Here is a 20,438-nt window from a genome sequence, read left to right as displayed (position 1 = left end):
GAGTTATGGCGCTCCTATTCCCTCTTCCTGATCTACACTATCCGGAATTCCGGCTCCACCCAAATTTAGTCTTTGTGCATTGACAATGTTGATATTATCCGAAACTTCATCACCACCGGTAGGATTAGTAGTTGGCACAAAAAATACTGTTTGACGCGGATAAACTTCTCCATCCTGCCCCAATTGATCCTTAGCGCCTAGATATACCCGCAATCCCAGATTGTCATAACCGTTATCTTGCGCATTTTGTTCCACATATACGATATACTTTTTGATTTCTTCCAGATCAAACCAAATGTAACGAACGGCTCCATCATATCCGTTATAAGGCATAGTGCCTTCATTAAAAAGACCATAAAAGACATCTTTATAATGCTCTTCCAAAACATCTGCTTCCGCAACTGAAATCAATCCGTTTGGTTCGGTACAGGGAACTTCTATATAACAACCTGTATGAGAATGCCCATTGTCATCGTCATCTTTACAGGAAAATAAAGAAAGTAACAGCAAACTTAGAATTGGTAAAAATTTCCTTTTCATAATTTCAAGAATTTTAGAATTAATTACTGTAAAAATAAGAAGCTCCTTGGCAAAAAAAAGGGGTAAAGCACCCTTTTTAATTTTTTACTACAAAAAAGAAGCTCTCTACAAATTGAAAGCTTCTGATGGTGTAGAATATTTGATAATGTATGAGGTTTAAACACTAATTCAAGATGCGAGTATTCGTTTTACACCATTTATTTATATATCATGAACAACAAGGGGTGAGTTCAAATAATTGCATAATTTCACTTTGAGTCAAAACCTGACCAAATAAAGCCACATCATCCAAAACTCCCGTAAATTCTTTTCCTAAAAACAAATCACCTATAGGATTGGTGCCTTGTGGATTACTACATCCGGTTGATGGCGTATCTGAAGTTTGTACACCGTCAATGTACATCATCGTTCCTCCCGGAGTTCCGTCAGAGGTAACTACCAAATGATGCCAAACATTGGTAGAAGGATCATTTGCACAATCAGTATCACCGTAAAAATTTGGATAGCCATCGCCCCATAAACTGTAATCATTGATTCCAAAAACTGAATTACGACAATCATATAAACCCAGCGACCATTCACCATAGGTATCAGGACAATGCAAACCGGTATCTCTTCCGATCAATTGCTCATAAATTCCTCCACTTCTCGTTCCTTCTGCCTTGAACCAAAGCGAAACCGAAAAAGGTTGACTATCAAAGCCATTGATAAAAGTCGGATTGGCATAGGTTAAAAACTCACCATTGGCAGCATCAAATGAAAATGCGCAATTTGCATTACCATTTCTGTCCTGAGCAGGCATAGCAGTAGTGGAATTAGATAAATTATAATTATTACCGGAAAAATCATTTATAGAACCACCTGAAAATGGGTAAAATGCAATCAGATTGGTTTGTAAATTTGCAGGAATACAGCTGACTTCGGGATCAGGTTGAGGATCTGGATTATCATCATTGTCACATGAAATTATCAGACCGATAATCAGCACAACATAAAGCAGGTTAAATTTTAAATTTTTCATAACTAATTGTTTTTAAGATTTATATTGCAAAGATTCACAAAGCATATTTCAAACCGATTCGGAGAATCCTCCTTTTCCCATGGGTGAAATCACCCTTTCTTATTACTGCTCAATGGTTAATATTTTGTATTTTTGCAAAATGTTTTCAACGAATAAAACAGTCGCTTTTCACACACTCGGATGTAAATTGAATTTTTCCGAGACGTCTACCATTGCCCGAAATCTTTTGGACAATGGCTATCAGCGCGTGGAATTCTCAGAACCCTCAGATGTTTATGTGATTAATACCTGTTCGGTTACGGCCAATGCCGACAAAGAATGCCGAACAATTGTAAAAAATGCATTAAAAGCCAATCCCGAAGGATTTGTGGTGATTGTGGGTTGTTATGCTCAATTAAAACCGCAAGAAATCGCCGAAATGGAAGGCGTGGATTTGGTGTTGGGTGCGACGGAAAAATTCAACATTGTTGACTATTTGGAAGATTTGAACAAAGTGGATGAAACGGTGGTTCATTCCTGCGAAATAGAAGATGCCGATTTTTATGTAGGTTCTTATTCGATTGGCGATAGAACACGTGCTTTTTTGAAAGTGCAGGACGGCTGTGATTATAAATGTACATATTGCACGATTCCGCTCGCAAGAGGGATTTCCCGTTCGGACACGATGGAAAACGTCATCCGAAATGCAAGAGAAATTGCTTCGCAAGGTATCAAAGAAATCGTTTTGACCGGAGTCAATATTGGTGATTATGGAAAAGGAGAATTCGGCAATAAAAAACACGAACATACTTTTCTGGAATTGGTTCAGGAACTGGATAAGGTTGAAAATATAGAACGAATACGCATTTCATCCATCGAACCGAATTTACTTCGAAATGAAACCATCGATTTTGTTTCCAAGTCAGAAAGATTTGTGCCGCATTTTCATATTCCATTGCAATCCGGAAGTGATGCGATTTTAAAGAAAATGAAACGTCGGTATTTGACCAAATTGTACAAAGAACGCATCGAAAAAGTTCGGGAAGTCATGCCGCATGCCTGCATCGGTGTGGATGTGATTGTAGGATTTCCGGGCGAAACGGAAGAGCATTTCCTCGAAACGTATAATTTCTTGAATTCACTTCCGATCAGCTATTTACACGTTTTTACGTATTCGGAGCGCGACAATACAGAAGCAATTGATTTTGAAGGAGTTGTTCCACAAAACATCCGTAAACAACGCAATAAAATGTTGCGAATTCTTTCCGAGAAAAAGCGAATGGCTTTTTATCAATCTCAATTGGGAACGACACAAAAAGTGCTTTGGGAATCGGAAAATAAAAAAGGGAAAATCAGCGGATTTACGGAGAATTATGTGAAAGTCGAAACTGATTTTGATGAAGAATTGATTAACCAAACCGAAACGGTGGAATTGTTGATGCTGAATCAAAATGGAAATGTGAATGTTATCAGAAAATCACAAGTTTTTTCCTTTGCATAAGATGAAATTTAAAAGCAGAAAAGACGTTTTAAACACTGTAACTTATTGGATTTGTTTGCTTTTAATTTTGACAGTTATTCCTTTTATTTGGATAGAAGATACAGAAAGTTTGGCGGTAAAAATATTTGTAACCATCCTTTTGACTGCTGTTTCAAGTTTTATGATTTCGCTATTTTACGGTACTTTTTATGAAATAAATTCTGATGAAATCTTAATTCAAAACGGACCAATTATTGGCAAAATAAAAATCGATTCCATAAAAGAAATCATTTCAAACACTACAATGTGGGTTGGGTTTTGGAAACCGGCAACGGCGATGAATGGTTTGATCATCAAATACAATAAGTTTGACGAAATTTACATTTCACCCAAAACCAATAAAAAATTCATCGAAGAAATCCTGAAAATCAATCCTGAAATTAAGATTACGAGAAAATAAAAAACTTAAATTTCATTTTGTAAATTTGTGTTATGCTGACAAAAAATGAAATAATTAATCAATTAAAAAAAGAAAAAAAATTCTTGCGTGAAAACTTTTACGTAACAGAAATTGGTTTGTTTGGTTCATTTGTACAGGAAAATGCGGATGAAAATAGTGACATTGATTTATTGGTTGAAATCGTTGCTCCACTAGAAATCTATAAAAAAACCAAAGAAGATTTGAAATGCTATTTGGAAAAATTATTTGAAAGAAGTATAGACTTAGCCAATCCAAACTCCCTCAAACCTCATTATAAAACAAAAATTTTAAAGCAAGCGGAATATGCTTAACGAGAAAGATAAAACCAACATTGAAGAAGTTTTATATGCCATTTCTCAAATTGAAAAATATCTAATAAGCATTCATTCAATTGAAGATTTGATTCAAAATCAAATGGTTTACGATGCCGTTCAAATGAACTTTATTTTAATCGGAGAAGCTACAAAACGAATCAACGAAGACTTTAAAATTACCCATTCGCAAATTGATTGGAAAGGAATGATCAGCTATAGAAACTTTGTTGTTCACGAGTATTTTGGAGTTGATGTTAAAATTCTTTGGGCAGTGATTTCCTATGAACTTCCGCATTTAAAAACTGAACTGCACCAAATATTGAATTATAAATGAAAATCTACCGAATCAGCGGACTAGGCGCAAATGATCAAGCTTTTAAATGGATGAATTTTCCGGAAGGATTTGAAGTGGTTTATCTGCCTTGGCTCACACCGGAACCCAAAGAATCTTTGGCGCATTATGCAGAAAGGATGGCTGAAAAAGTTGACACAACCGAAGATTTTGTATTGATGGGATTGTCATTTGGTGGAATCATCGTTCAGGAAATGAATCGGTTTTTGCATCCGAAATTGAACATCTTGATTTCTACGGTAAAAAGTAGAAATGAATTGCCGGGATTTATGAAAATGTCCGCGCATACGCAATTGCATAAATTGATTCCCAACCATTTTTTTGATTCCAATAAAAGAGTTTCCTATGCCATGATTCGTAAATTTTATGATGCCAAAATGCCAGAATTGGATGAGTTTTTTGAATTTCGAGATCCGAAATATTTGCATTGGGCGATCAATGAAATCGTAAATTGGAAAAATACCGTAGAAATGAAAAATTATGTTCATTATCATGGCAACAAAGATGTGGTTTTTCCTTTTTCAAAAATCCAAAACGCAGTAGAAATAGATGGAGGAACCCATCTGATGGTGATGCAAAAAGCGAAGAAGTTGAATGAGTTGATCAAGGAAAAATTGGTGGAAATTGGAAATATTTAGCGATTTGTTTCTGATTCTTTTTCCTCTTCTTTTTCTAATTTCGCTTCCAACTCCTCATCTCCCACTTCCAATTCCGTTTCTTCATCGACCGTAGTAGTTTTCCATAGTTTGGTTCCGCTCACATAAGCCGTTCTGGAAATCATAAATGCTGCGACGGGAGAAGTGATAAACAAAAAGAAAATGATAGCAAAAACCTTGGTGGAAACCGCAAATTCATAAAAATAATAAGCTACCGCAATTAATATAAATCCGACACCGAGCGTACTTGCCTTTACCGTAACGGAAAGTCGCGTATAAAAATCAGGCATTCTATAAATCCCAATCGCCGAAATCAGAATAAAAATCGCACCAAGCGTGCAGAAAACCATCACCAGAATATCACTCATCTTTTTTTGGTTTATTGTTCTCACCATTGTCCAAATAATACGAAAAAGCAATCGTACTCAAAAACGCAATCAACGCCAAAATCATCGCTACATCCAGAAACGAAGCATTGTTGTACAAAATGCAAAAAACACCGATCAATCCTATTCCCGACGTGATGATCAAATCAATCGCCACTACTCTGTCCACGACTTTCGGGCCTTTTAAAAACCGAAAGAAAATCAGGAAAAATGCCAGACAGATGATGGGCATCACGACGTACATTAAATATTGGTGAACAGACATATCAACGGATTACTTCGATTAATTTTTTCTCCAAACCATTTCTCAAATTGGCGATAAAACGACTTTTATCTTTCATGTTAAAGGTATGGATGTACAATAGTTTTTTATCATCACTGATTTTCAACACCATGGTTCCCGGTGTTAAGGCAATCAGATTACAAAACATGGTGATTTCAAAATCAGAATTCAAACGATGTTCAAATGCGACAACTGCAGGTTTTAATTGAAATCTCGGTGTTAAAATTTCTTTGGCTACTTCCAAATTGGCACGAAAAATATCGTACAAATAAAACAAACTGAACAACAACAAACGCGGAACTTTGTAGAAATAGCCTTTTTCTGCAGAATTCCTTTTCCGATTCAGCACCCATAAAATCAAAAAACCGAGAAAAAAACCAAAAATGAAATTGACATAGTTCAAATGACCGGTAAGCGCCACCCAGACCAAAGAAAGCAATATATTGAGTAAAAAATTCTTTGTCATTTCCCGTAATTTCCATTTAAAACTGCGTCGATATACATATGCGGATTCATCAACTCAGCCGCCGTTTCCTGTGCCAATTCATAGATTTCTCCGGCATTTAAACCCAGATACAAAGATACCAAAGACAAAAGGCTTACCGGTAAAACCAAAGCCAATTTTCTGACAAATAATAAATCTTTGAATTGATCTATTTCTGCTGTAATTTCAGTTGGAGAATTCTTCCAAAAAACTTCAGACCACATCTTTGCCATCACAAAAAGCGTCACAAAACTCGCCAAAACAAATGCTCCAAAAAGAAAATAATGTCCCGATTTTAAAGATTCACCAAAAAATTGAATCTTTGGCCAAAACCCTGACAACGGCGGAATTCCAACTAAAGAAAACATCGCAATTCCGATGACCAAAGATAGTTTTGGATAATCCTTATACAAACCACCTAATTTGGTCATATCCACCGTTCCACGCATCTTTTGGATGATTCCGGTGATCATCAACAAATTGCTTTTTACGATCACATCATGCATCAAATAAAAAATAACACCCACAAAAACGATTTCGGTATAAATTCCAATTCCCGCTATCAAATAGCCGATATGACAAACGATCAGATAAGACAATAAACGCCTGATGCTTCTCTTGTTTACCGTCCCCAAAGCACCGGTTACCATCGTCAAAATCGCAATGACGATGAATACATTTTTCGTGAATTCATCCGGTTGAAAAATCAAAGTAAACGATCTAATCATCGCATAAACACCCATTTTCGTCAATAAACCACCGAAAATGGCAGCTATTGCAGATGGTGGTGTATGATAGGAGGATGGCAACCAAAAATACATGGGAAATACCGCTGATTTAATCCCAAATCCGGCAAAAAATAATAAAGCCGTCACTGAAACCAATCCTTTGTTTTGGATTTCATCAATTTTAACTGCCAAATCAGCCATGTTCAAAGTTCCAGTAATTCCATACAAAATCCCGATGGCTGTAAGGAAAATGATGGACGCCAACATGTTCATCGCCACATATTTGATCGCTCCTTCCATCTGCATTTTCTTTCCACCCAAAGTCAAAAGAACGAAAGATGAAATAATCACCACTTCAAACCAAACATACAAATTGAAAATATCGCCGGTCAAAAATGCGCCCAAAAGTCCCATCACCAAAAAATGGAAAATCACAAAATATCCATACTTAATTCGACTTGGATTTAAAGCTGCAGTCGAATAAATCCCAACCGCTAAACTTACAATTGCTGTAAGCAAAACCATAATCGAACTAAAAGTATCTGACACAAAAATGATCCCAAATGGCGCTTCCCAGCTTCCGACTTGAACAATCAAATAATTGTATAAATCAGTTGCATAAAATAACCGCAAACAGAGTAAAAATGCCAAGATATTTCCCACCACACTGATTACCCTTTGCGCCGCGATATTTCGCCAAAAAAACAACAGTAAAATCGCCGTTATCATGTGAGCAAAAATCGGAGCGAGTATAAAGTTGGTAATCATATATCTAAATCCTGAATGTTTAATGAATCCAAATCATCTGATCCGGTCGCTTGGTATACTTTTTTCAATAAAATAATTGCAAATGCAGTTAAGGCAAAACTGATGACAATCGCTGTTAAAATCAACGCTTGTGGAACCGGATCTGCATAAGCGTCCGTAAAATGTTTTTCCGCTTGGTCGATGATCGCCGGTTTTCCTTTGGTCAAACCTCCGGTTAAAAAAATCACGATATTGGCTCCGTTACCCAAAAGCAATAGTCCCAATAATAATTTCACCATGCTTCGGCGCAACATCAAAAATACGCCTGCCGAATAAAAAATTCCAACCAATAAAATCAATAATAACTCCATCAAACATTATCTTTTATCGTAAATAAAATAGTCAATGTCACACCTACAACTACAGTGTACACACCAATATCAAAAAACAAAGCCGTCCCAACAGAACCAATTACTGCAATCGGTTCTTCCAACCATAAACCGGTAAAAAATGGCGCTCCTATAAACACAGGCAACAATGCACTTAACAATGAAATACTCAATCCTATTGGAATCAAAGTTTTTGGTGAAAAACGAAACAACGACAAAGTTTCTTTGGTCGTATGCGCAAATGAATGTAACACAAAAGCAATCGAAGCAATTAATCCGCCTACAAATCCACCGCCTGAAAGATAATGTCCTCTCAATAAAACAAATACAGAAAAAAGCAACAACAACGGAATCAAATAATTCGTCGCCGTTTTCAGAATGATCAAATCAAACTTTTTGGATTTCTTTCTGTTAGTCTGCTTTTTCATTGATTCCTCTGTATTTTAAAATTCCATAAACCCCAAGCGCTGCAATCGATAAAACGATGGATTCAATCAACGTATCAAATCCTCTGAAATCAACCAAAATCACATTCACCACATTCTTTCCTTTGGCCAATGTGTATGCATTATCTGCATAAAATCTGCTGATTTCTTTACTCGCCGGATACATCAAAGATTGCAATGCAATCAACATGATCAATCCGCCAAAACTCAAAGAAATCACCGCATCCCGAAAGATTATTTTTTTATTTCGAAACGGAAGAAACGAAGGTAATTTGAATAAAACCAAAACAAATAAAACCACCGTTAGCGTATCGATGGCAAATTGGGTCATCGCCAAATCCGGCGCTCCATAAAAAACAAAAATCAAACTAATTCCATATCCTATGATTCCTAAACTCGCAATTGCCGTCAATCGAGAAGTCGTAAACAAAATATAAAAAATAGAAATCAGAATGATGATGAAAACGGTCAATTCGTATATCCGAAAACCTGATAAATCTTCTGTAATCACTTGAATCGGAATGGTAGAAAAGAATCGATAACCTACTAATAATGTGATAAATACTATTATTACTATTAAATAATTTCGCAAATATCCATTGTGCAATAATCTGGTGTAGATAAATGCGAAATTTCTAAAACTCTCACCCAATCTTTGGCTTATATTTTCTGGTGAAATCGAATTCAATTTGTTTAGAGTATTGGAAATCGAATTGAAATATTGATTGGCAAAAAACAATAAAGTTCCCAAAACAATTGTCAAAACCGATAATCCCAAAACCAAATTAAATCCATGCCAAAGTTTCAAATACAAATTCGTCTCAACTATCGAAATAGAATCAAATGCATATTTTAAAATTCCTTGATCCACAAAAAATGGTAGCATTCCAAAAATTAAGGTCAAAACACTCAAAACCACAACCGGAAACCATAAATAAAATGAGGGTCGATGTACTGCTGAAGCTTCATGAGAAGGTTTTCCGATGAAAGGTTTGATTCCTGCTAAAAATCCGGAGCAAACCAAAAAAACATTGGTCGCAACTGCTAAAGCCGTCAAACCAATTCCCCATTGAGCAAAATTTAAAGTAGATTCATAAATCAAATCCTTACTGATGAACCCAAACATTAATGGAACGCCTGCACTCGAAAGCGCAGCAATCACCGCTGCAATTCCCACCAATGGCATGTATTTCCCTAAACCCGAAATTTGCGTAATATTTCGCGTATGAACACCATGATCGATGATTCCGGCTGTTAAAAACAAGGCGGCTTTGTACAAGGCATGCACCACGATAAACGTCACTGCTGCATAAATGGCGTATTCAGTCCCGATTCCCAAAAGAAATACGATGATTCCCAATGCGGAAATGGTTGAATAAGCCAAAATCGCTTTTAAATCGGTTCGAAAAACACTGTGAAACGCTCCATAAATCATGGTGATTCCACCGACGATCATCAAAGTTTGGTTCCAATAACAACCATCGCTCAAAAGCGGTGTAAATCGCGCCAATACATAAATTCCCGCTTTTACCATCGTTGCCGAATGCAAATATGCAGAAACCGGAGTCGGTGCTGCCATCGCTCCCGGAAGCCAGAAATGAAAAGGGAATTGAGCTGATTTGGTGAAGGCTCCACCAAAAATTAAGGTGATCAACAAAATGTAAATTCCGTGATTTTGAATCAATTCTTTTGAATTTAACAATTCAGTGATGGAATAACTTCCGCCTAAATTTCCTAAAATTAAAAATCCGGAAAGCAATAAAAATCCGCCCAAACCAGTAATGGCAAACGCTGTCATCGCACTTTTTCGAGAGGATTCTTCTTCGTTGTTAAATCCGATTAAAAAAAACGAACTGATGCTCGTCAATTCCCAAAAAATAAACAATGTGATGAGGTTGTCTGAGAGCACCAAACCGAGCATCGCACCCATAAATAGTGTCAGATAGCCATAAAATCGGTTGAGATAAGCGACTTTTTTTAAATAATTGGAAGAATAAAAATAAATCAAACTCCCAATTCCGGTAATCATCATCGCAAACAATACCGAAAGTCCGTCGATCTTAAAGTCCAAATTGATCCCCAAAGTTGGAATCCAATTGTATTTCAAAAGCAATTCAGGTTCCCATTGCAAATTGATCAGATAATAACTGAAATAAGTAAAAAGCAATAACGGAAAAACCGTAAAAACTTTAAAATATTTAGGAAGAATGAATTTCCCCGAAAATAAAATCAGAAAAGCAAGGACAAAAACGGACAGTAAAACAATTAACATATAGGTTTTTGTTTCTGAATGCGTAAAAATAAAGATTCCAATTCAGAAAAACGGTATGAAAACAACGAATCTGGTAAAATTTTGAAGTAATTATTTTAGCTTCCCCATCGCTACCCTTTCCCAAAATTCTTCAACATCATTTGGAATCTCAACCTTCCCATCTGAAAATGAACCGATAAAATACCGAAAATCTGAAAGCGTAAATCCCGATTTGAATTCGTTTTTCATTTCAGATTGATTTTCAAGAAAACAAAGATTTCCTTCCGACTCATTTTCATAAAATGTCAAGCCGATTTGTTCTTCGATTTGATGAATTAATTTCACATCCATACCTCACCATCAATCTTTGTCCACTCCATCTGCAAACATGGACTTTCTTTTTTCCATTTGTTCTTTTCGCATTTCTTCAAATGCTGTTTTGGAGATCTCTTTTCCTTTTTTAGGAAGTGAAATCTTATTTTTCTCATCTACAGTAACAGAAATAGCTGAATAAGAACGAGTTGACAAACCTGAATGAGGGTTTTCTTTATTGATTTGAATTTCCAAAATCAATCCAGGAAGACCATCGTAAACATCCGGTCCATTTTTAAAATTCAATTTTGGAGCATACCAAGCAACCGCCGTTGTGATGCTATCAATCTCAACTTCAGCTTTTCGGACTTCATATCCTAGCAATTCTTTGGAATCTTTGGAGATTTTCCAATCAAACTTTTTGATGGAATCTTTTACCAAATAATTGCTATTTAAAAAGGACATTTCCTTTAAGGAAAAATTATTCTGAAAATCTTTGTACAAAACACCTTCGTTACTTCTCACAGCCAAATTAATTGCGAAACCATCAGTTTGATCATTACTGATTCTCTCTATATGTTTAAACTCTGACTCATTTTTGTTTAAAATCAAACTATAAAAGGCAGGTTCTTTCATTTTTTGCGCCACATTTCTTTTAATTTCATTCATATCGACTCCTGCACCTTCTACCCTGATTTGAAGTTTTTCAACATCAAATTTCAAATAGCTTTCATATTCAATATTCAATATATCTTGCGTATAAACCTGAGTAACTGCGACAACTAAAAATAAAATGCTTAAAAATGATTTCATTGGTTAATTTTTTCTAAATATAATTATTATTTAAGATTTCGGAAGTATGGTCAAAAAAACTCACAAACTAAAAACCTCAGATGTATTGAAAACATCTGAGGTTTAGGTTTTACAGTATTTGAAATAACTTAAAACCCTTTCAACTGTTCTTCGATTTGTGCAATTTTCTCCACGGCATCGGCTTCTTTTTTCTTTTCCGCTGCTACAACCGCATCTGGTGCACCGCTGACGAATTTTTCATTGGACAATTTTTTACGAACCGAATTCAGAAATCCTTCCAGATATTCTTTTTCCTTTTCTAATTTTTCTTTTTCCGCTTCCAAATCCACATTTTCAGAAACCGGCACTAAAAACTCAAAAGTTCCCACTCTAAATGTGAAACCTTTGTCCGGAAATTCGTCTGAAAATTGAATCGAAACATTGCCCAATTTTTCTACTAATTCCGAATTCAATTCTTCTTTCGCCGAATTCGAAGCAAATAATTCCAAATTTTCTTTGGGTGAAATTCCCTTTTCGTTTCGGATGGCACGGATACCGGAGACTACTTCAGAACTGGTTTCAAATTGCTTTAAAACACCTTGCCAATAGTTGAATTGTTCCGGATATTCAGCCACAATTAAGGCTTCTTCCGGCGTTCTTTCAGCCATCAATTGCCAAATTTCTTCTGTCAAGAAAGGCATGAAAGGATGCAAAACTTTCAAACAATTCCCTAAATATTCGAGCGTTGTATCATAAGTTTTACGGTCAATAGGTTTTCCAAATTCAGGTTTTACAGCCTCCAAATACCAAGCACAGAAATCATCCCAAATCAATTTGTAAACCGACATCAAAACATCTGAAATTCGGTATTTATCATAATTGTCTTCGATGGATTGTAGTTCCGAATGGAATTTCGAATAAAACCATTCCATTGCAAATTCGTTCTCAGCTGGTGCTTCCAGCGACTCATCCACTTCCCAACCTTTGATGAGTCGGAATGCATTCCATATTTTATTGGCGAAATTTCGTCCTTGGACACATAATTCTTCATCAAACGGCAAATCGTTTCCGGCAGGAGACGATAGCAACATCCCAACGCGAACGCCGTCTGCACCGTACTGTTGCATCAATTCGATTGGATCCGGCGAATTCCCCAAAGATTTGGACATTTTCCGGCCTTGTTTGTCGCGAACGATTCCGGTGTAATACACATTTTTAAACGGCAATTCACCTCGGTATTCGTATCCGGCAATGATCATCCGCGCCACCCAGAAAAACATGATTTCAGGAGCCGTTACCAAATCCTGAGTTGGATAATAATAATTGATTTCTTCGTTGTCCGGTTCGTTGATTCCATTGAAAACCGAAATCGGCCATAACCATGAAGAAAACCAAGTGTCCAAAGCATCTTCATCTTGACGTAAATCTTCATCAGCCAACACCAAATTTCGTTCTCTTTTGATGATTTCAAGTGCTTCCTGTTTGTTCAACGCCACCACAAAATCTTCTTGACCATCACCATAATAAAATGCCGGAATCTGGTGTCCCCACCACAATTGACGAGAAATATTCCAGTCATGGACATTCTCCATCCAGTGTTTGTAGGTGTTTTTGAATTTCGCAGGATGGAATTGGATCGTATCGTTCATCACATTTTCGAGTGCCGGTTCTGCCAATTCTTTCATTTTCAAAAACCATTGAACCGAAAGTTTGGGCTCGATGACAGCTCCGGTTCGTTCCGAAGTTCCTACTTTATTATTGTGATTTTCAACTTTTTCCAATAATCCTTTGGCTTCCAATTCTATTTCAATTTCTTTTCGAACTTTAAATCGGTCTTTGCCTTCATAATGCAATGCGAAATGGTTCAAAGTCGCATCATCATTGATCGCATCGATGATTTCCAAATCATGTTTTTTCCCTAATTCATAATCATTCACATCATGCGCCGGCGTTACCTTCAAACATCCGGTTCCGAATTCGATATTGACATATTCGTCTTCAATAATTGGAATCACTCGGTTTGCAATCGGAACAATTACATTTTTTCCCTTTAGGAATGAGTAGCGTTCATCATTTGGATTGATACAAACCGCTGTATCACCAAAAATCGTTTCGGGGCGTGTAGTGGCTACTGTAATTGAATCCTCACTTCCTTCTATTTGGTAGCGTAAGAAATAGAGTTTTCCTTGTTTTTCTTGGTAAATAACTTCCTCGTCCGAAATATTGGTTTGGGCTTCCGGATCCCAATTGACCATGCGGTAACCTCTATAAATCAAACCTTTGTTGTACAAATCCACAAAAACTTTGATGACTGATTCTGACAAATCTTCGTCCATGGTAAATTTGGTACGGTTCCAGTCGCAAGAACAACCGAGCGTTTTCAATTGTTCCAAAATGATTCCACCATGTTTATGTGTCCACTCCCAAGCGTGTTCAAGGAATTTTTCTCTTCCGATCTCAAATTTGGAAATGCCTTTTTCTTTAAGTTTGGCCACAACTTTTGCTTCGGTGGCTATGGAAGCATGATCTGTTCCCGGTACCCAACAAGCATTGAATCCTTTCATACGCGCACGACGAATGAGTACATCTTGAATCGTATTGTTCAACATATGTCCCATGTGAAGTACACCAGTGACGTTTGGAGGAGGAATTACGATGGTGTAAGACTTGCGATTATCCGGTTTGGAGAAAAAATATTCGTTTTTCATCCAGTAATCGTACCACTTCTGCTCTACACTGTTTGGATTGTATTTAGTTTGTAATTCCATTTTACTAAAAGATTAATCGGTATTTAATTGTTAACGAATTGCAAATGTAAGATTAGTAAAGTCTAATTGTAAATTTAATTTCTAAATTTGTTCAATAAAAACACACTCAATATGAAAAAAATCTTTTTAGCAACTGCATTTTTTATCGGTGGAATTGCCTTAATGAATGCACAAGAAATTGAAATAAGCGAGTCAAACGTAGATTTAGGAAACATTAAATATGGTGGAAAAGCTGTTTCAACTGTACAAATTAAAAATACAGGTGACAAACCATTGATCATTTCAGATGCAAAAGCTTCTTGTGGATGTACGGTTCCAAAATGGCCAAAGGATCCGATTGCTCCGGGCAAATCTGCTCCCATGACAGTTGAGTATACCACTACTTCAAAAGCAGGTGCTTTCAATAAAACAGTTACCATCAGTTCAAATGCTGTTACGGAAGGTCGTAAAATTTTCCGAATCAAAGGAGTGGTAGAAGCCAATCCAAATGCACCAACAACTGCAGCAACAGGAGCTAAAAAATAATTAGAATAATTTACTAAATTAGAAATCCTTCTTCGCTTCGGCGGATGGAGGATTTTTTATATTTAAATCGAAATCGCAACGTGAACTATAAAGAACATATCAAACGAAATCTTACGTTGGCTATCCCAGTGATGATCACACAAGCAGGTCAAATCATCGTCAATTTGGTGGACAACATCATGGTAGGTGGTTTGGGAGGGAAATACGATTATATCGTAGACGAAACGCTTGGAAAAACTGCATTGGGTGCGGTATCACTTGGAAATGCGGTATTTATTACTGCACTTGTCGTTGCCTTTGGATTTAGTTTTGCGATTTCACCGTTAGTTGCGGCGGCCGATGCAAAAAAGGATAAAGTTGGTGCCGGAAAGATATTTTCACATGGCATGGTGCTGAATTTGATTTTGGCAATAGTCTTACTGGGCGCTTTAGAATTGGCCAAACCCATTCTTTACTATATGGGTCAACCGGAAGATGTAATCGATATGACCATGCCGTATCTTTCTATCATGGCTTGGTCCATGATTCCAATCATGATTTTTCAAACTTTCAGACAATTTTCCGAAGGATTATCGCTTACCCTGCCTGTTACAGCGGCTACGATTGTAGGAAATATCGTAAACATTGCGTTGAATTATGGTTGGATTTATGGTTATTGGGGATTTCCAAGATTGGAGGTCGAAGGAGCCGGTTTAGGGACATTTTTTTCCAGGGTCAGCATGATGCTGACGTTGATTTTGGTACTTTGGAGTTATAAAAAGACCAAAGCATATTTAAGTGTCATTCAATTCAAAAAATTTGAGTCGGCCATTTATAAAAAAATCCTCAACATGGGGATTCCAACTGCATTAACTTCATTTTTTGAAGTGAGCGCTTTTGCAGCAGCAGCTTTTATTTGTGGTTATGCGTTTTCACAAGAAGCAGCAGAATTACAATTGGCCAAAACCAATTTGGCAGCACACCAGATTGCAATCAGTTTGGCATCCACTACTTTCATGATGTGCATGGGACTAAATGTGGCGGCAACTGTAAGAGTCGGATACCAATTGGGACTAAAAAATTATACTGTACTAAGGGAAGCCGGATGGTCTTCCATCATCATGGTCGCCATTTTCATGATTTTATGCGGAATTTTGATGATCGTATTCCGTTTTGAATTACCGGTTGTGTATTTGGACAATCAACCTGTAATTGATTTAGCGGCACAATTGCTCATCATAGCTTCTTTGTTTCAGCTTTCAGATGGCATCCAATTGGTCGCGCTTGGTTCATTGCGAGGGATGCAGGATGTGAAAATTCCTTCGATCATTTCATTTGTTGCTTATTGGGTGATTGCAATGCCATTGGGTGTAATATTGGCAATCTATTTCGAGATGAGAGCTTATGGAATGTGGATTGCGCTTTTTGTAGGTTTGACAATTGCGGCAATTCTATTACTTTTACGCTATCATTTACAAACCAAAAAATTAATTTATGGAAACACCCAAATTTCTGATAGCCGACAACTCTGATTTCCCCGATAAAATTTTCATCATTCACACTGATTTCCCGAGGTTTATGCTCGATGTAGAAACGGAAGAAATCGAATGGTTTGATGAACTTGAAGAAGAGCCGGATGTAGATTTGGAAACCGAAATTGCGGAGTTAATGGAAAAGGCTTTTGATTTCTTTGACAGAGAAATGGATACCTACGATGAAGAATAAATATTTTCTGTAACCATTTTTTTTATTAATTTGTCAAAGAATTTATCTTTTTTATGAAAATAACACGACTATTTGATTTTTTAGCTTACCAACTGAAAAATTCACCGCGACCAGACAGCATCGTCATGAAAAGACATGGTGAATGGATTCCGATTTCTACGCAAGAATATGTCAACAAAGCCAATGCGATCAGTCGTGGTTTTTTAAATTTAGGCGTAAAACATGGTGATAAAATTGCGATTGCTTCCACTACAAATCGTACCGAATGGAATTTACTGGACATTGGATTACAACAAATCGGATGCATCAGCATTCCAGTTTATCCTACCATTTCTGAAAGTGATTATGCTTATATTTTTAATGATGCAGAAGTAAAATTTGCTTTTGTTTCAGATGCTGCACTGTATGAAAAAATAACTTCCATAAAAAACCAAGTACCTTCTTTGGTTTCGGTTTACACATTTGATAATGTAGATGGAGCGCCCAACATCAATGAAATTTTGGATTTGGGTTCAGATGCTGACAATCAACATGAAGTCGATGCGGTAAAACAACAAGTGAAATCAGAAGATTTGGTGACGATCATATACACTTCCGGAACAACCGGAAGACCTAAAGGTGTGATGTTAAGCCATAATAATATTCTTTCCAACGTACTGGGAAGCAATCCAAGAGTTCCTAAATTTCCTTCTGAAAAGCCAAAAGCACTCAGTTTTCTTCCTTTGTGTCACATATTTGAACGCATGCTGATTTATCTTTATACCTATAATGGAATTGGGATTTATTATGCTGAAAACATGGAAACCATAGGAGACAATTTAAAAGAAGTTCAACCGGATGTGATGACCGTGGTTCCGAGATTGGTAGAGAAAGTTTATGCCAAAATCTATGACAAAGGAGCTGCTGCCGGCGGTATCAAAACCAAAATTTTCATGTGGGCTTTGAAATTGGTAGAAGATTATCAACCATTTGAAAGCAAAGGTTTGGGCTGGACAATCAAACATAAAATTGCAGATGCTATCGTATTTAAAAAATGGCGTGAAGGAGTTGGTGGAAATTTGACTTGTATGGTTTCTGGAAGTGCAGCACTTTCTCCTCGATTGAACAGAATGTTTTGGGGAGCGGGAATTCCTATTTTAGAAGGATATGGATTGACAGAAACTTCACCGGTTTGTTCTGTAAACAGTATGTCTAAAGACGGATTTGGAATCGGAATGGTTGGAAAACCGATCGATGGTGTAGAAATTAAAATTGCAGATGACGGTGAAATTTGGGTAAAAGGCCCCAATGTGATGATGGGCTATTATAATAATCCGGAAATGACAGCCGATGTGATTACACCGGACGGATATTTTAAAACGGGTGATATCGGAGAATTGATCAATGGAAATTTAAAAATTACCGACCGTAAAAAAGAAATTTTCAAAACTTCAGGTGGAAAATACATCGCACCGCAAAATATGGAAAACGATTACAAACAATCACGATACATCGAACAAATCATGGTTATAGGCGAAGGCGAAAAAATGCCGTGCGCCCTGATCCAACCTAATTTTGAAAATGTAGCGACCTGGGCTAATACGGAAGGTATTTCAGTTCCGAGCGCCAAAGAAGAAATGGTGAAAAATGAAAAGGTAATCGATTTGATTCAAAAAGAATTGGATACTCACAATAAATCTTATGGTCACTGGGAACAAGTAAAACAATTTCGATTGACTCCAACCGAATGGTCGATAGACGGTGGTGAACTTACGCCTACATTAAAATTGAAAAGAAAAATTGTCCTAAATAAATACAAGGATCTTTACAAAGAGATTTATGGACATTTTCCAGGTGAATGATCAATTTCTCCTGAAAAAATAACAAAATAAAAATCCCGAAAGTTACCTTTCGGGAATTTTTAAAATTATGAACAAATTAAAATCTTACTTGTTGAATTTTGCGTATTTGTTTTTGAATTTATCAATACGTCCTGCGGTATCTACCAATTTCACTTTACCAGTATAAAATGGATGTGAAGTACTTGAAATCTCCATTTTTACCAATGGATATTCTACACCGTCTACTTCGATTGTATCTCTAGTTTCAGCAGCAGAACGAGTGATGAAAGTTTCATCGTTACTCATGTCTTTAAATACTACTAAACGGTAATTTTCTGGATGAATGCCTTTTTTCATAGCTTTTTATTTTTTATATCAGCAATTTCCACTTCCTTCCGTTTCCATTGCAATTAACTTTATTATTTTGAGTGTGCAAAGATAATGCTTTTTACTAAACAAAAAATATTTTAAGAAAAATTATTTCATACTTTTATTTGGCTGTAATTCAATAAAAAATAAGGAATAAACGTTCTACTTTGTACATTGGACAGATTTAATTAGTTTTGTTTCCACAATAAATATATTTTATGAAAACCCGCAACCTGATTGTATTCAGTATCATCGCCCTGATCGTAGGCATTTCTTCTTGTCGTGATGATTTTGATTTTGATGCTGCTTCGGATAACCTATCATTTTCGACAGATACTTTGAATCTTGACACGATTTTCAATCATACCAATTCCCAAACCTATAAATTGACCATTCACAACAACCAAGATAAAGATGTGGTAATTCCCAGAATTTATTTGACCAATGGTGAAAGTTCACTTTTCAAAATCAATGTCGATGGTATGGCCGGATATGATTTTGAAAATATTGCGGTTCGCAAAGACGATAGTATTTTCATTTTTGTCGAAATTGGAGCTGGAGAAGTTATCAACAATTCTTTATATGAAGACGAAATCAATTTCGAAACCACCAATGCCAATCAGCACGTGAAACTCCTCTCCTATTTGGAAAAAGCGATTTTCCATACCGAAGACCAACCGATCGGAAGTCAAAATTGGGACAGCGAATGGTCTCATGTGATATTTGGAAATCAAACTGCCGAAAACTTGAACATTGGCCCGGGAACCAAAGTGTATTTTCACAATGCAGCCAATTTGACCATCAATGGAAGTCTGAATGTCGTTGGTAATTTAGATAATAAAGTCATTTTCAGAACCGATAGAATGGATGATAGATCTGACTCTATTCCCAATACTTGGGGAAAAATTCATTTAAAACCAAATAGTAATTCTTCTATAGAATATGCCATCATAAAAGGTGGAAACCGTGGATTGGAAGTTGAAAATGCTGATTTGGACATTAAGAATTCTTTTGTATTGAACAACGAAGAGTTTGGAATTTATAGCCATGGAAATTTATCCAACATAAATGGAAATAATTTAGTTGTAAACAATAGCAACCAAGCTTCCATCAAAATTGAAGGAGGAAATTATGATTTCAGACATTGTACCATTGCCAATTTCCATAACATCGGTCAAGGTGCTGGCGACAATGTAAGTTTATGGGTAAAAGGTTCAAATTCAGGCGGTTTCTATAATTCAATTTTTTATGGAAGAGCCATGGATGCCATCTATCTTGAAGATGCCAGCGGAAATCTTAATTTTAATTCCAACATCATCAGAGGAACCGCACCAAACAATTCCACCAATGGTTTAGATGAAGATCCTATGTTTGTCAATTCAGGTTTCGGTGCCAATGATCTGCGTTTATTGCAAAAAGAGGATTCAGAAATTCCTGGACATGCGAGTGCTTCCAATTTAAACACTGAAACAAACAGCGATATTTTAAATATCTCAAGAACAGACAATCTAAATAACCTTACGCCAGGAGCTTACCAAGTTTTAGTTGATCCTGAAACTTTAGACTAAATTTAGATTTTCACATAAATAAAAAGCGCAAATTCTACTAAAG

23 protein-coding genes are annotated in these 20,438 nt (G+C 36.4%); 10 read left to right on the top strand and 13 right to left on the bottom strand.

Annotated elements, in window-relative coordinates:
* Positions 1-3: 3 nt before the first annotated feature.
* Positions 4-540: a hypothetical protein gene (locus HU137_RS11730; RefSeq protein WP_182044041.1), complete on the bottom strand. Its 537-nt coding sequence runs from the start codon at positions 538-540 to the stop codon at positions 4-6.
* Positions 541-748: 208 nt separating this feature from the next.
* A complete protein-coding gene (locus tag HU137_RS11725; RefSeq protein WP_182044040.1) occupies positions 749-1,561 on the bottom strand; it encodes a LamG domain-containing protein in 813 nt (270 codons plus the stop codon).
* Between the two features lie 139 nt (positions 1,562-1,700).
* Here HU137_RS11725 and mtaB point away from each other — a divergent pair, with 139 nt between their 5' ends.
* The 5 genes from mtaB to HU137_RS11700 are packed head-to-tail and all read left to right on the top strand — an operon-like array spanning position 1,701 to position 4,805.
* Positions 1,701-3,041 carry a tRNA (N(6)-L-threonylcarbamoyladenosine(37)-C(2))-methylthiotransferase MtaB gene (gene mtaB, locus HU137_RS11720; protein ID WP_182044039.1) on the top strand — a complete coding sequence of 447 codons (1,341 nt, stop codon included), beginning with the start codon at positions 1,701-1,703 and terminating at the stop codon, positions 3,039-3,041.
* 1 nt (position 3,042) lies between these two features.
* Positions 3,043-3,480, top strand: a complete 438-nt coding sequence (locus tag HU137_RS11715; protein ID WP_182044038.1) for a PH domain-containing protein — start codon at positions 3,043-3,045, stop codon at positions 3,478-3,480.
* A gap of 32 nt (positions 3,481-3,512) precedes the next feature.
* Entirely contained in the window at positions 3,513-3,812 is a 300-nt protein-coding gene (locus tag HU137_RS11710; protein WP_182044037.1) for a nucleotidyltransferase family protein, read from the top strand.
* Positions 3,805-4,149, top strand: coding sequence for a HepT-like ribonuclease domain-containing protein (locus tag HU137_RS11705; protein WP_182044036.1), 345 nt, complete (start codon positions 3,805-3,807; stop codon positions 4,147-4,149). Before HU137_RS11710 ends, HU137_RS11705 begins: the two co-directional genes overlap by 8 nt.
* Positions 4,146-4,805, top strand: coding sequence for an alpha/beta hydrolase (locus HU137_RS11700; protein ID WP_182044035.1), 660 nt, complete (start codon positions 4,146-4,148; stop codon positions 4,803-4,805). The genes HU137_RS11705 and HU137_RS11700 overlap by 4 nt, the downstream gene beginning before the upstream one ends.
* Here HU137_RS11700 and mnhG read toward each other — a convergent pair.
* The 10 genes from mnhG to HU137_RS11650 form a co-directional block, all read right to left on the bottom strand.
* The gene (mnhG, locus tag HU137_RS11695; RefSeq protein ID WP_182044034.1) at positions 4,802-5,191 is read right to left on the bottom strand and encodes a monovalent cation/H(+) antiporter subunit G; all 390 of its coding nucleotides are present in this window, start codon (positions 5,189-5,191) and stop codon (positions 4,802-4,804) included. The genes HU137_RS11700 and mnhG overlap by 4 nt on opposite strands.
* Positions 5,184-5,474: a cation:proton antiporter gene (locus HU137_RS11690; protein ID WP_182044033.1), complete on the bottom strand. Its 291-nt coding sequence runs from the start codon at positions 5,472-5,474 to the stop codon at positions 5,184-5,186. The genes mnhG and HU137_RS11690 overlap by 8 nt, the downstream gene beginning before the upstream one ends.
* Before the next feature lies 1 nt (position 5,475).
* Positions 5,476-5,958, bottom strand: a complete 483-nt coding sequence (locus tag HU137_RS11685; RefSeq protein WP_182044032.1) for a Na+/H+ antiporter subunit E — start codon at positions 5,956-5,958, stop codon at positions 5,476-5,478.
* Positions 5,955-7,472, bottom strand: coding sequence for a proton-conducting transporter transmembrane domain-containing protein (locus HU137_RS11680; RefSeq protein WP_182044031.1), 1,518 nt, complete (start codon positions 7,470-7,472; stop codon positions 5,955-5,957). The genes HU137_RS11685 and HU137_RS11680 overlap by 4 nt, the downstream gene beginning before the upstream one ends.
* Complete coding sequence (locus HU137_RS11675; RefSeq protein WP_182044030.1) at positions 7,469-7,822, bottom strand: Na+/H+ antiporter subunit C; 354 nt, start codon at positions 7,820-7,822, stop codon at positions 7,469-7,471. Before HU137_RS11675 ends, HU137_RS11680 begins: the two co-directional genes overlap by 4 nt.
* Positions 7,822-8,268 carry a Na+/H+ antiporter subunit B gene (locus tag HU137_RS11670; protein ID WP_182044029.1) on the bottom strand — a complete coding sequence of 149 codons (447 nt, stop codon included), beginning with the start codon at positions 8,266-8,268 and terminating at the stop codon, positions 7,822-7,824. Before HU137_RS11670 ends, HU137_RS11675 begins: the two co-directional genes overlap by 1 nt.
* Complete coding sequence (mbhE, locus tag HU137_RS11665; RefSeq protein WP_182044028.1) at positions 8,252-10,558, bottom strand: hydrogen gas-evolving membrane-bound hydrogenase subunit E; 2,307 nt, start codon at positions 10,556-10,558, stop codon at positions 8,252-8,254. The genes HU137_RS11670 and mbhE overlap by 17 nt, the downstream gene beginning before the upstream one ends.
* 90 nt (positions 10,559-10,648) lie before the next feature.
* Entirely contained in the window at positions 10,649-10,888 is a 240-nt protein-coding gene (locus HU137_RS11660) for a hypothetical protein (RefSeq protein ID WP_182044027.1), read from the bottom strand.
* A gap of 9 nt (positions 10,889-10,897) precedes the next feature.
* Positions 10,898-11,662: a GLPGLI family protein gene (locus HU137_RS11655; protein WP_182044026.1), complete on the bottom strand. Its 765-nt coding sequence runs from the start codon at positions 11,660-11,662 to the stop codon at positions 10,898-10,900.
* Between the two features lie 128 nt (positions 11,663-11,790).
* Positions 11,791-14,409: a valine--tRNA ligase gene (locus tag HU137_RS11650; RefSeq protein WP_182044025.1), complete on the bottom strand. Its 2,619-nt coding sequence runs from the start codon at positions 14,407-14,409 to the stop codon at positions 11,791-11,793.
* A gap of 111 nt (positions 14,410-14,520) precedes the next feature.
* Here HU137_RS11650 and HU137_RS11645 point away from each other — a divergent pair, with 111 nt between their 5' ends.
* From HU137_RS11645 to HU137_RS11630, 4 genes are all read left to right on the top strand, one after another.
* On the top strand, positions 14,521-14,934 hold the full coding sequence (locus tag HU137_RS11645) for a DUF1573 domain-containing protein (protein WP_182044024.1): 414 nt from the start codon (positions 14,521-14,523) through the stop codon (positions 14,932-14,934).
* A gap of 80 nt (positions 14,935-15,014) precedes the next feature.
* The gene (locus tag HU137_RS11640) at positions 15,015-16,445 is read left to right on the top strand and encodes an MATE family efflux transporter (protein WP_317169923.1); all 1,431 of its coding nucleotides are present in this window, start codon (positions 15,015-15,017) and stop codon (positions 16,443-16,445) included.
* Entirely contained in the window at positions 16,408-16,638 is a 231-nt protein-coding gene (locus HU137_RS11635; protein ID WP_182044022.1) for a hypothetical protein, read from the top strand. Before HU137_RS11640 ends, HU137_RS11635 begins: the two co-directional genes overlap by 38 nt.
* A gap of 53 nt (positions 16,639-16,691) precedes the next feature.
* Positions 16,692-18,479: an AMP-dependent synthetase/ligase gene (locus HU137_RS11630; protein ID WP_182044021.1), complete on the top strand. Its 1,788-nt coding sequence runs from the start codon at positions 16,692-16,694 to the stop codon at positions 18,477-18,479.
* Between the two features lie 84 nt (positions 18,480-18,563).
* Here the strand turns inward: HU137_RS11630 and HU137_RS11625 are convergent, their stop codons facing one another.
* On the bottom strand, positions 18,564-18,815 hold the full coding sequence (locus tag HU137_RS11625) for a type B 50S ribosomal protein L31 (RefSeq protein WP_182044020.1): 252 nt from the start codon (positions 18,813-18,815) through the stop codon (positions 18,564-18,566).
* A gap of 230 nt (positions 18,816-19,045) precedes the next feature.
* Between HU137_RS11625 and HU137_RS11620 the strand changes: the two genes are divergently transcribed.
* Positions 19,046-20,395 (top strand): hypothetical protein, encoded by a 1,350-nt coding sequence (locus HU137_RS11620; RefSeq protein WP_182044019.1) that lies wholly within the window; start codon positions 19,046-19,048, stop codon positions 20,393-20,395.
* The last annotated feature ends 43 nt before the right edge of the window (positions 20,396-20,438 follow it).

The organism is Moheibacter lacus (assembly GCF_014042165.1).
GTDB lineage: Bacteria > Bacteroidota > Bacteroidia > Flavobacteriales > Weeksellaceae > Moheibacter > Moheibacter lacus.
The sequence above is the reverse complement of the archived record's forward strand: the minus strand, read 5'-3'. Positions and strand labels throughout refer to the sequence as shown.